We start from the raw sequence: 11,642 nt of genomic DNA, 5'->3' as shown, positions 1-11,642 counted from the left end.
TGAGAAGGGGGATCCGTGGACCGGTTCTTCGAGCTGTCGGCGCGCGGCACGACGGTCGGCCGTGAGGTCAGGGGCGGCCTCACGACGTTCATGGCGATGGCCTACATCATCCTGCTCAACCCGATCATCCTGGGCGGGGCGACCGACGTCACCGGGGCGAAGCTGTCGATCCCGCAGCTCACCACGGCGACCATCCTCGCGGCGGCGATCAGCACGATCCTCATGGGAGTGGCCGGCAACGCGCCGTTCGGGCTGGCGGCGGGGCTGGGGCTGAACGCGGTCGTCGCCTACCAGGCCGCACCGCACATGACCTGGGCGCAGGCGATGGGACTGGTGGTGCTGGAGGGCCTGGTGATCGTGCTGCTGGCCGTCTCGGGGCTCCGCCGGCTCATCATGAACGCCATCCCGCTGCCGCTGAAGCACGCGATCAGCGTCGGGATCGGCACGTTCATCGCACTGATCGGCCTGGTGGACGCCGGATTCGTGGCGCGGGGCGAGGGCACGCCCGTGCAACTGGGCACGACCGGGCACCTGTCGGGCTGGCCGGTCACGCTGTTCTGCTTCGGCCTGCTGCTGATGATCGTGCTCCACGTACGGCGGACCCCCGCGGCCATCCTGATCGGCATCGCGGTCACCGCCGTGCTGGCGGTGGTGGTCAACTCGACGGCGACGATCGACCCGGCGTCCTGGGGCGTGGTGGTCCCCCGGATGCCGGAGACGGTGGTGGCCGCGCCGGACTTCGGGCTGATCGGCCAGGTCGACCTGTTCGGCGGGTTCGCCACCGCCGGTGCGGTGACCGCGACCATCGTGCTGTTCACCCTCGTGCTGTCGGGGTTCTTCGACGCGATGGGGACCGTCATCGGGGTCAGCGACGAGGCCGGGCTGGTGGATGAGCAGGGCCGGGTCCCCCGGCTGGGCACCATCCTGACGGTGGACGGCACGGCCGGGGCGGTCGGCGGACTCTGCAGCGCCTCCGCCGGCACGGTCTTCGTCGAATCGGCTGCCGGAGTCGGCGAGGGCGCCAGAACCGGCCTCGCCTCCCTGGTCACCGGCGCCCTGTTCACCCTGACATTGCTGTTCACCCCGATCGCACAGATCGTCCCGGCCGCCGCGGCGGCGCCCGCGCTGGTACTGGTGGGCGCCCTGATGATGACCCAGGCCAAGAACGTGCCCTGGGACGACCTGACCATCGTGATCCCGGCGTTCCTCACGATCGTGCTGATGCCGTTCACCTACTCCATCACCACCGGCCTGGGCAGCGGCATCGTCACCTACGTAGTGATCAAAGCGGGAACCGGCAGATGGCGGGAGGTCCACCCCCTCCTCTACGCGGTGGCGGGCCTCTTCGTGATCTTCTTCTGCATCGAGGGCATAGAAGCCTTCATCGGTGGCTGACGCCTCCGGACACCACCGAATCGGTCCCGGATTCATCCGCGCGGAGACGCTCCGTCCGGGCGCGCCGGCGGCGATGCGGACGCGGCCCGCTCACATGTCGCCGGAGTCGCAGGCGACCCCGTCCCTGTCCCGGTCGGTGTACCAGTGGTACTCCGCGTGGGTGCCCTTGTGGTACGGGCCGTAGCCCTGGGCGAACGCCTCCTTGCAGGTGGGGTACCGGGGGTCGGTGCCCGGGCCGCCGGTGCGGATCGGGCGGCCGCTCGTCGTGGGCGTCGATCCGGCGCCCGTGGGGTTCGTGGTGGGACGCGCGGTGGGAGCGGTGGTGCCCGTGGGGGTGGTCGTCGGGCGTACGGCGGGGGCCGTGGCGCCCGTGCCGGGAGTCGCCGGGGGCGTGGCACCCGTGCCGGGAGTCGCCGGGGGCGTGGCCACGGGAGCGGACGCCGTCGGCACCAGGGCCGGCGCGGTCGCCGTCGGGTTGACGGCCGGCGGCTGGAGACCGGGGCCGGCGGTGGCCGTACCGGGAGTGCCGGAGGTGCCGGGAGTGCCGGAGGTGCCGGGCGCCGCCGTACCCCCGCGTAGCCGGACGACCATGGCATCCGCCTGCTCCTTGGTGAGCGAGCCGGAGATCCGCATGCTGTCCTCGGTGATCACCTCTCCGACGCGCGGGGCCGCCACGACCCTGCCGCCCACCACGATCGCGAGCTGCTGCCCGTCCGCCTCCTCGGTCACGCTGCTGATCTGGTCGCGGGACGCGGGCGCGAAGACGATGCGGACCGAGTAGGCGCCGCTGCTCTCCCGGACCGCCTCGATCTTCTGTACCGCGGCGATCTCGACTCCCGGGGCGACCGTGTAGCAGACCTGCCCGGCGTCGTCGGGGTAGCTGTCGGGGGTCGCGCAGGCTCCCTGCTGCGTCCCGGTGACCGGGGCGAAGTGGATGGGGACGGCCAGCTTCCGCGGCGGCGGGGAGCCGAGCGGCATGTCGGGGTTGCGTGTCATGAGCACCGCGATGGTGCCGAGCACGCCGGTGACGAGGACCGCGAGCACCAGGGCGACGATCAGCGCGACGGTGGTGACCCGGCTCGCTCTCGGCTCGCCGGGCGGTCCCTGCCACGGCTCCCCCGCGCCCGGCGGGGCGCCCGGCCCCGGAGGAGGACCCTGCGGCTCCCGCGGGGAGAGCGGTGGGCGCTGCGGCTCCGCCGGAGAGGCGGGCAGGCGTCGCGTCTCCCCCGGGGAGACGGGCGGCAAGCCCTGAGGCTCCGGCGGACGGCCGGAGGGGCCCGGTGGAGCTCCCTGGGGCTCGGGCGGTCCGCCCGGCCCCGCGTGCATCTCCATCGTCATATACCAGCATCCCTCACGTGTGCTGGCGGCGAGCCTACCGATCTATGCAAGGAGCCGGTAATCGAGCGGTCAAGTCCGGCCTCAGAAAACACGCTCGACGGCCAGGATTGACAGGCTGTCACGAGAGACGCTCGATTCCTTCCAGCTTGTGCATGGTGAGCCCTTCCCCGGGAACGCAGAGTGAAGAGGACACAGGCGAACCCTGGAGGGGTTGTGAAGATCGCAGTTCCCCGCGAGGTCAAAAACCATGAGTATCGCGTGGCCCTCACGCCTGCCGGCGCCCACGAGTTCGTCCGGCAGGGGCATCACGTCTTCGTCGAGAGAGGCGCCGGCGTCGGATCGTCGATCCCCGACTCCGACTTCGAGAGCGTGGGGGCGACCATTCTGGACAGAGCCGACGACGTGTGGGCGGAGGGCGACCTCGTCCTGAAGGTGAAGGAGCCCGTCGCCGAGGAGTACCACCGGATGCGCAAGGGGCAGGTTCTGTTCACCTACCTGCACCTGGCCGCCTCCGAGGCGTGCACCCGGGCCATGCTCGACTCCGGTGTCACCGGCATCGCCTACGAGACCGTGCAGACCCCGGGCGGCTTCCTTCCGCTGCTGGCCCCGATGTCGGAGGTCGCCGGGCGGATCGCCCCGCAGGTGGGCGCCTACCACCTGATGCGGCAGGGCGGCGGGCGCGGTGTGCTGATGGGCGGCGTGTCGGGTGTGCACGCGGCCAACGTGGTGATCATCGGGGCCGGGGTGTCCGGGATGAACGCCGCCGTCATCGCCCTGGGCATGCACGCCGAGGTCGTGTTGCTGGACAAGAACATCGACCGGCTCCGCCAGGCCGACGTCGTCTACCGGGGGCACTGCCAGACGGTCGCGTCCAACAGCTACGAGGTCGAGCGCGCGGTCCTCGGCGCCGACCTGGTCATCGGCGCGGTGCTGGTGCCCGGGGCGAAGGCCCCCACGCTGGTGAGCAACGACCTGGTCTCCCGGATGCGGCCGGGCTCGGTCCTGGTGGACATCTCCATCGACCAGGGCGGCTGCTTCGAGGACTCCCGGCCGACCACGCACGCCGCGCCGACCTACCAGGTCCACGACTCGCTCTTCTACTGCGTGGCCAACATGCCGGGCGCGGTGCCGCACACCTCGACCTACGCGCTGACCAACGTGACGCTGCCCTACGCCCTGGCCATCGCCGAGCTGGGCTGGCGCGAGGCGCTGCGCGGCGATCCCGCGCTCGCCCTGGGCCTGAACACGCACGAGGGGCACCTGACCAACCAGCCCGTGGCCGAGGCGCACGGGCTGGAGGCGGTGCCCCTGGAGCAGGTGCTGGCCTGACCTTCCAGCCGGACCTGATCTCCCCTGGCCGGGCCGATCTCCCCGGCCGGGGGGGACGTCAGGAGGTCGGCGACGGAGACGCCTCGGGTTCCGTGGTCGGGCTGCCGCTGGGAGCGGGGCTCCCGGTCGGCGTCGGGCTGGCCTCCGGGATCGGGTTCTCGGCGGTGGTGGTGGTCAGGTCGCTGGTGCAGGACGCGCCGAGTTCAGGCGTCTCCGGACCCTGCTTGAACTTCTGGATGAACTTCGGCAGGCGCGGGTCGTCGGCGCCGTCCAGCCTGAGCTGCTTGTTCCAGGAGCTGACCACGACCTTGCTGGGCAGGCCGGGGTACGGGCTCAGGAGCATGTAGTCGCTGGAGGCGAACTCCTTGAGGGTGTCCACCTGCTCCTTGGGCAGGCCGGGCTGGTAGGTGATCCACACGGCGCCGTGCTCCATCGAGTGGACGGCGTTCTCGTTGTTGATCGGCGCGTCGTAGATCCCGCAGTTCTGCCAGACCTCGTGGTGCTCCCCGCCCATCGGCGGGGTCTCCTTGTAGGTGACCTTGGTCGGGACGTGGAGGCTCCCGGGGTACTTCGCGCTGACGACGGCGTCCAGCGACGTCAACTTGGACTGCCTGACCAGGTAGAAGCCGACCAGCCCGACGATCAGGAGGATGACCGTGCCGCCGACGCCCCACATGATCAGCGTCGTCCTGCGCTCCTTGGCCTTCTGCTGGGCACGCATCTTGGCGAGGTGCTCGCGCCTCGCCTGCGTCTTGTCCTTCGTCATCGCTCCTCCGGCCGGCATGCAACTTCGGGTTACCTTATGCCCTACCGCCGTATAGGGAGAATAAGGGGCACTCGGTGCGTGACCTCGCGCCGTTCTCCAGGTGAGTAGGCTTGGCGGGTAATGGAAGAACCCATTGAAGACTACCCGCGGCGATCCCGGCGACTGACGATGCTGGGCGCCGTGCTGGGCTGCCTGGTCCTGGCCGTCGTCCTGCTGCTCGTGCTGGGCCGGGACGGCGAGCCGACCGAAGCCTCCGCCGAGGCCGGGTTCGCCCGCGACATGGCCGTCCACCACTCCCAGGCCGTGCAGATGTCGTTCATCACGCGGGACGGCAGCACCGACGAGAGACTGCGGACGCTCGCCTACGACATCATCATCACCCAGACCGCCCAGCGCGGCATGTTCATGGGCTGGCTGCAGCAGTGGGAGCTCAACCAGGCGGGCGAGAGGCCGCCGATGGCGTGGATGGCCGGCCACGGCCACGGCGGCGGCGCCGGGACGCCGGCCGCCGGCACCGGGACACCGTCCACGATGCCCGGCATGGCGAGCGAGGAGGAGCTCAAGCGGCTCCGCGAGGCCTCCGGGAAGGACAAGGAGATCCTCTTCCTCCAGCTCATGATCCGCCATCACGAGGGCGGCGTGCAGATGGCCCAGGCCCTGCTGAACCTCTCCGAACGCGACGAGGTGGTAACGATGGCCCGGCACATCGTCAACACGCAGAGCGGTGAGATCAAACTTATGACTGACATGCTCAAGCAGCGGGGTGCCCAGCCGCTGCCGTCCATTCTTGAATAGTGCCTGAGCGTCCGTGGCCGGGTCCCGGCCGGGAGCGTGGGGACGGCCTGGCCGGAGGAGACTCACATGGTGAACGACGAGCCGGAGAACCGCCTGGAGGTGAGTATCTCCGCCGACGTTGAGATGGGGCAGTATGCCAACTTCGCCTCGGTATGGCATACCCAGGATGGCTTCGTCCTAGATTTCGCGGTGATCACCCGACCGCCGCAGCTCGCCAACGACCCGTCGTCGGGACAGCCCTTCGTCAGCGTGCCGACCCGGATCGTCAGCCGGATCCGCATCCCCCCGAGCCAGGTCTTCGAACTGATGAAGGCGCTGGAACAGCAGCTCACCCAGTACGAGAACGAGACCGGGAGCAAGCACTGACGGCCCCGGGACCCTCGCGGCGCGCAAGCCGCAGGCCCCGGGGCCGCGCACGAGGCGTTCACGCCAGGCCAGGGTCACCACCAGGCGTTCACGCCAGGCCAGGGTCACCACCAGGCGTTCACGCCAGGCCGATGGCCAGGCGGGCGGCGGCCAGCAGGCCGGAGGTCTCCTCGGTCACCCGGGCCGCCGCGGCGGCGAGGATCCGGTCCAGCTCCGCCGGGTCGGCGGACAGAACCGCGAAACGTTCCCGGACCGGCGCCAGCGCCTCGATCACGGCCTCGGCCGTGTCCTTCTTCAGCGCGCCGTACGAACTGTGGACCGGCGACTCCACCGGCCTGCCCGAGCAGGCCGCGAGCAGGGCGAGCAGATTCGAGACCCCCGGCTTGCCCGCCGGATCGTAACGGACCTCGTTCCCGGAGTCGGTCACGGCCCGCATGATCTTGCGCCGGATGTCGGCGGGAGGATCGAGCAGGTAGACCGTCCCCGCCTCCGAGGCGCTGGACTTGCTCATCTTCGCGGTGGGCACGGCCAGGTCCATGACCCGGGCGGCCACCCGGGGATACACGGCCTCGGGGACGACGAAGGTCTCGCCGTACCGGCGGTTGAAGCGCAGGGCCAGGTCGCGGGTGAGCTCCATGTGCTGGCGCTGGTCCTCCCCCACCGGCACGAGGTCCGCGCGGTGCAGCAGGATGTCGGCGGCCATCAGCGCGGGGTAGGTCAGCAGCGAGAGCCGTACCTCCTCCTGCGCCGCCGACTTCTCCCTGAACTGGATCATCCTGCGCATCTCGCCCTCGTAGGCCGTGCTCTCCAGCAGGTAGGACAGCTCGGTGTGCGCGGGCACCCGCGACTGCAGGTAGAGCACGGAGCGGTCCAGCCCGCAGGCGAGCAGCAGGGCCGCCACCTCACGGGTCCGGGCCCGCAGGACCGCGGGGTCGTGCCTGACGGTCAGGGCGTGCAGGTCGGCGACGGCGTAGACGCAGGCGGCCTCGTCCTGGAGCCGTACGGCGGGCAGGATCGCGCCGAGGTAGTTGCCGAGCGTCAGGCGGCCGGTCGCCTGGAAGGCGGAGAAGACGCGCGTGGTCCCCGCCCGCCCTCCGGGTCTCTCCGCGGCCCGGGTCCCCGTCCGGATGTCCGCCTGGATCCCCGTCCGGATCTCCGTCTGGCTTGTCGTCTGGCTTGTCGTCTGGCTTGTCGTCGATGTCATCGTGCGTCCCTTCGGGATGGAGGGACCGCCGGATCACCGGCCGCGGGAGAACGAAAAAGGCCGCCGGTGAACGGCGGCCGTTTTCTCTGCGCAGGCTGGGCTGGCTAGCGGGTCCGCCGGGAGGCGGCCCGCCACAGACCCGTACTGCGGTGGCTCATGCGGACAATGCTATCTCCTCGGCGACGGCGGCGGCGAAGGCGTCGACGTCGGCCTCGGTGGTGTCGAACGCGGTCATCCAGCGGACCTCGCCGGTCGCCTCGTTCCAGGTGTAGAAGCGGAAGCGCTTCTGCAGCCGCTCGGTGACCTCGGGCGGGAGGATCGCGAAGACCGCGTTGGCCTGGACGGGGCGCGGGATCTGCACGCCTGGGATGTCCCGGACGGCGTCGGCCAGCCGCCGCGCCATCGCGTTGGCGTTGCGGGCGTTGCGCAGCCACAGGTCCCCGGCGAGCAGCGCCTCGAACTGCACCGAGACGAAGCGCATCTTGGAGGCGAGCTGCATCGCGCTCTTGCGCAGGTAGCGCAGGCCCCGCACGGCCTCGGGGTTGAGCACGACGACGGCCTCGCCGAACATCAGCCCGGCCTTGGTGCCGCCGAAGGACAGCACGTCCACGCCCGCGTCCGTGGTGAACGCGCGCAGCGGCACGTCCAGCGCGGCCGCGGCGTTGGCCGCCCGTGCCCCGTCGAGGTGGACGAGCATGCCCAGGCCGTGGGCGTGCTCGCAGATCGCCCTGATCTCCTCCGGGGTGTAGAGCGTGCCCAGCTCGGTGGTCTGCGTGATCGAGACGACCCTGGGCTGGGCGCGGTGCTCGTCGCCGAAGCCCCACGCCTGCCGGTCGATCAGCTCGGGGGTGAGCTTGCCGTCCGGGGTGGCGACGGGCAGCAGCTTGAGCCCGGCCGTACGCTCCGGCGCCCCGCCCTCGTCGGTGTGGATGTGCGCCGACTCGGCGCAGACCACGGCCTCCCAGTGGGCGGTCATGGCGCGCAGCGCGACCACGTTGGCGCCGGTGCCGTTGAAGACCGGCCAGGCCTCGGCGGCCGGGCCGAAGTGCCTGCGGAAGACGTCCTGGAGCGCCTCGGTGTAGACGTCGTCGCCGTAGGCGGTCTGGTGGCCGCCGTTGGCGAGCGCGATCGCGGCGAGGACCTCCGGGTGGATCCCGGCGTAGTTGTCGCTGGCGAAGCCCTTGACCGCCGGATCGTGCCTGCGGACCGCGTCGGTCACGGTCCCGGCCGGGACGCCGGCCGGGCCGGTCGGGGAACCGGAGCCGGTCACGGCGGCGGGTGCTGCGTCTGTCACTGGGTGAGGTCCATTCGGGTTCCGTTGACGTCGGTGTCCCACAGGCCCTCGATCGCCGCCGCGAGGTCGTCGACGTCGGTGAAGCCGGGGAACGTCTTCTCCGGGTTGGCCGCGCGCATGCCCTCGTGCACGAGTGCCTTGACGACCAGGATGTTCGCGGTGGAGCCGGTGCCCTCCAGGGCGTCGGCGAAGGCCAGGGTCCACGCCTCGGCGGCGGCCTTGGCGGTGCCGTACGCCGCGTTGCCCTGGGTGGGGCGCTCGGCGGCCTTGGCGGAGACGATCGCGAACCGGCCGCGCCCGCCCGCCCTGAGCAGCGGCTCGAAGGCGAGCGTGACGTGCTGGAGGGTCCGTACCAGCAGGTCGTGCAGGAGCGCCCAGTCCTCCAGCTTCGTCTCGGCGAAGGTCTTCGACCCGCGCCAGCCGCCGACCAGGTGCACCAGGCCGTCCACCCGGCCGTGCTCGGCCTGGACGTCCGCGGCGAGCTTCTTGACCGCGTCGAAGTCCAGGAGGTCGACGGGGAGCGTCCCGTCGGCGCCCGACTTGTCGACGCCGATGACCGTGTGCCCCTTGTCCGCGAAGCGGCGCACGACCGCCTGACCCGCGGGGCCGGCCGCGCCGGCAACAAGAATGATCATGCTCGGATCCCCTTCGTGGAGTCGACGACCTCGCCGAGCTTACGGCGCAGGGCCTCGTAGAACATGCTCAGCGGGAACTCGTCGGGCAGCACCGCGTCGACCACGGCCTTCGGGAAGCCCTCGACCGGGAGCGCGTCCACGCCGCGGGCCCAGACCGAGGCCGGGTGCGGCTCGACGTAGGCCGCGACGAGCTCGTGGGCGGCCAGCCAGTGGGCGAGCTTGGAGCGGTCGATGCCGTCGCGGTAGAGCTTCTCCACCTCGCCGCGCAGGTCCGCCACGCCGTCCGCGAGCCGGGACCAGTCGACGCTGAGCCGGTTGTCGGTCCACCGTACGACGTCGTTGCGGTGCAGGTAGGCGAAGAGCAGCTGGCCGCCGAGGCCGTCGTAGTTGCGGACCCGGTCACCGGTGATCGGGAAGCGGAAGAGCCGGTCGAACAGGATCGCGTACTGGACGTACCGGGCGTGCGGCACGCCCTCCTTCTCCAGCTGCACGGCCTCGCCGAACGCGGTCAGGTCGCAGCGCAGCTCCTCCAGGGAGTAGAGCCAGTACGGCATCCGCTGCTTGATCATGAACGGGTCGAACGGCAGGTCGCCGTGGCTGTGCGTGCGGTCGTGGACCAGGTCCCAGAGCACGAAGGTGTCCTGGGCCAGTTCCTGCGACTCCAGCAGGCGGGCGGCGTCCGGCGGCAGCGCCAGCTTCAGCGTGTCCGCGGCGGCGCGGCTGACCGTGCGGAACCGGGCGGCCTCCCGGTCGCAGAAGATTCCGCCCCAGGTGAAGCGGGCCGGGGTCTCGCGGACCGCGACGGTCTCCGGGAACAGCACCGCCGAGTTGGTGTCGTAGCCGGAGGTGAAGTCCTCGAAGGCGATCGGCACGAACAGCGGGTTGTCGTAGCGGGTGCGCTCCAGCTCGGCCAGCCACTCGGGCCAGACGGTACGGATCCACACGGCCTCGACGTGCCGGGAGGTGGTGCCGTTCTGGGTGTACATCGGGAAGACCACCAGGTGCTCCAGGCCGTCGACCCGCTGGGTGTCGGGATGGAAGGCGTCGAGCGAGTCGAGGAAGTCGGGCACGCCGAGACCCTGCTCGACCCACTTGCGGAAGTCGGCGACGACGGCGGCGAGGTAGGCCTCATCGTGCGGGAAACGGGGCGCGAGGGCCGCGACGCGTTCGACGATCTCGGAGATCAGCGCGACGGCGAGGTCCCGGTCGCCCTCGATCGAGCCGTCCTTGGCCTGGAGCGGCTTGAGCCGCTCGACGGCGTCCTTGAGCTCCCGGAAGGCCGCCGGCGCCGCCTCCCGCTCCGTTCCCGTCTTCCCGGCCTCGCCCGGTGCGGTCTTCGCGGGGATGCGGGAGACCCAGGTGATGAGGTTGCCCCAGAGCGCGGCGTGGTCGTAGTCGGCGATCGAGTCGTCGCCGAACAGGTCGGAGTCGGCGACCACGACGACGCGGCCCTCGCCGTGCCGTACGGCCACCGCCAGCGGCCTTCCGGCGGGGTCGGCGGTGGGGGACGTCGAGAACAGCACCGCGGCGCCCTCGGGGGCGGTGAGCGTCCCGGCCCGGTAGAAGCAGGCGCGTCGGGCCCCGGCCAGCAGATCCTCGCGGCCCGTCTCGCCGGGGACGCCCAGGACCCAGGAGGCCACGCCGTTGTGGGCGTTCCTGGGGTCCTGGACGGTGGTGTGCTCGACCCTGACGCCGAAGACGTCGAGGAGATCGGCGAGGTTGTTGCCGTACTTGTCCTGCTCGCACTCGGCCAGCACGACGAGGCCCCCGCCTCCGGCGACGTGACTCTCGATCGCGTCGATCTCCTCGGCGGTGAAGACCGGGCTGCCCGAGCCGGTGGTGCGCTCCCAGCGGTCACCGGAGGGGTGCGCGATCACGAAGGTGTCGGCGCCGGCGAGGACGGCCGGGGTGACGGCACCCTCGGTGTGCGCGGTGACGGTGTGTCCCAGGCGGCGCAGCACCTCGGCGGCGCGGGCGTAGCTGTTGTCGTCCGGGTGGCCCGGATTCATCGTCTCGGCCACATCCCGCCGGATGGTCCAGGACTCACTGTGTGCCTCGTCGAACAGCACCCGGGGGAACGCCCTCACGACAAATCCTCCTCCAGATAGGTCTCAGTGGAGGAAAATATACACAACATGTCCCACTTTGGGCACACGCCTTACAGCCGCCGGACCGCCGGGGCATCCGGGCGGACGGCGGCCGCAGGGCGGCGAAGGCGGGAAGCGGGAGGAGCGGTGGAGCGCGCCGCTCAGCCCGCGGTCCGCGACCCCACGGGCTGGGGCCTGGCGGACTGGGGTTCGGCGGCCCGGGGCTCGGCACGCCTGGGCTCAGCGTGCCTGGGCTCAGCGTGCCTGGGCTCGGCGGGAGGACGGCCGTCATCGGCGGTCGCGACGCTCCGGCAGGCGCAGAACCCGACCTCGGCGATCAGCAGCAACCGCTCGCGGGTGTACTCATTGGGATTCTGCGCCGGACGGACGCCGCCACAGACTTCGCACCGGCTGCGGTGATCGCTCATATCGG

The 11,642-nt window shown here is 71.2% G+C and carries 11 protein-coding genes; 4 read left to right on the top strand and 7 right to left on the bottom strand.

Annotated features, from left to right (window positions below; genetic code table 11):
• The first annotated feature begins 15 nt into the window (after positions 1 to 15).
• On the top strand, positions 16 to 1,395 hold the full coding sequence (locus IEZ08_RS11850; RefSeq protein WP_068922477.1) for an NCS2 family permease: 1,380 nt from the start codon (positions 16 to 18) through the stop codon (positions 1,393 to 1,395).
• A gap of 90 nt (positions 1,396 to 1,485) precedes the next feature.
• On the opposite strand, the gene IEZ08_RS39485 is transcribed toward IEZ08_RS11850, so the two are convergent.
• The gene (locus IEZ08_RS39485; RefSeq protein ID WP_203863334.1) at positions 1,486 to 2,640 is read right to left on the bottom strand and encodes an excalibur calcium-binding domain-containing protein; all 1,155 of its coding nucleotides are present in this window, start codon (positions 2,638 to 2,640) and stop codon (positions 1,486 to 1,488) included.
• A 306-nt stretch (positions 2,641 to 2,946) separates the two neighbouring features.
• On the opposite strand from IEZ08_RS39485, the gene ald reads away from it, so the two are divergent.
• Positions 2,947 to 4,062 (top strand): alanine dehydrogenase, encoded by a 1,116-nt coding sequence (gene ald, locus IEZ08_RS11840; RefSeq protein ID WP_068922475.1) that lies wholly within the window; start codon positions 2,947 to 2,949, stop codon positions 4,060 to 4,062.
• 58 nt (positions 4,063 to 4,120) lie between these two features.
• Here the strand turns inward: ald and IEZ08_RS11835 are convergent, their stop codons facing one another.
• Positions 4,121 to 4,828, bottom strand: coding sequence for a thioredoxin-like domain-containing protein (locus IEZ08_RS11835; protein ID WP_068922474.1), 708 nt, complete (start codon positions 4,826 to 4,828; stop codon positions 4,121 to 4,123).
• Positions 4,829 to 4,948: 120 nt separating this feature from the next.
• On the opposite strand from IEZ08_RS11835, the gene IEZ08_RS11830 reads away from it, so the two are divergent.
• Both IEZ08_RS11830 and IEZ08_RS11825 read left to right on the top strand, forming a co-directional pair.
• Entirely contained in the window at positions 4,949 to 5,623 is a 675-nt protein-coding gene (locus IEZ08_RS11830; RefSeq protein ID WP_189242134.1) for a DUF305 domain-containing protein, read from the top strand.
• 66 nt (positions 5,624 to 5,689) lie between these two features.
• Complete coding sequence (locus IEZ08_RS11825) at positions 5,690 to 5,989, top strand: DUF3467 domain-containing protein (RefSeq protein ID WP_203863333.1); 300 nt, start codon at positions 5,690 to 5,692, stop codon at positions 5,987 to 5,989.
• Positions 5,990 to 6,107: 118 nt separating this feature from the next.
• On the opposite strand, the gene trpS is transcribed toward IEZ08_RS11825, so the two are convergent.
• From trpS to IEZ08_RS11800, 5 genes are all read right to left on the bottom strand, one after another.
• Positions 6,108 to 7,193, bottom strand: coding sequence for a tryptophan--tRNA ligase (trpS, locus tag IEZ08_RS11820; protein WP_189242133.1), 1,086 nt, complete (start codon positions 7,191 to 7,193; stop codon positions 6,108 to 6,110).
• A 154-nt stretch (positions 7,194 to 7,347) separates the two neighbouring features.
• Positions 7,348 to 8,412 (bottom strand): threonine aldolase family protein, encoded by a 1,065-nt coding sequence (locus tag IEZ08_RS11815; protein ID WP_203863347.1) that lies wholly within the window; start codon positions 8,410 to 8,412, stop codon positions 7,348 to 7,350.
• Between the two features lie 71 nt (positions 8,413 to 8,483).
• Positions 8,484 to 9,122, bottom strand: a complete 639-nt coding sequence (locus IEZ08_RS11810) for an SDR family NAD(P)-dependent oxidoreductase (RefSeq protein ID WP_176728434.1) — start codon at positions 9,120 to 9,122, stop codon at positions 8,484 to 8,486.
• The gene (locus IEZ08_RS11805) at positions 9,119 to 11,209 is read right to left on the bottom strand and encodes a DUF6421 family protein (protein ID WP_189242132.1); all 2,091 of its coding nucleotides are present in this window, start codon (positions 11,207 to 11,209) and stop codon (positions 9,119 to 9,121) included. The genes IEZ08_RS11810 and IEZ08_RS11805 overlap by 4 nt, the downstream gene beginning before the upstream one ends.
• Positions 11,210 to 11,370: 161 nt before the next feature.
• On the bottom strand, positions 11,371 to 11,637 hold the full coding sequence (locus IEZ08_RS11800; RefSeq protein ID WP_189242131.1) for a hypothetical protein: 267 nt from the start codon (positions 11,635 to 11,637) through the stop codon (positions 11,371 to 11,373).
• Positions 11,638 to 11,642 lie beyond the last annotated feature (5 nt).

Source organism: Planobispora rosea (assembly GCF_014648175.1).
In the GTDB taxonomy this organism is placed as follows: Bacteria; Actinomycetota; Actinomycetes; order Streptosporangiales; family Streptosporangiaceae; genus Planobispora; species Planobispora rosea.
The sequence above is the reverse complement of the archived record's forward strand: the minus strand, read 5'-3'. Positions and strand labels throughout refer to the sequence as shown.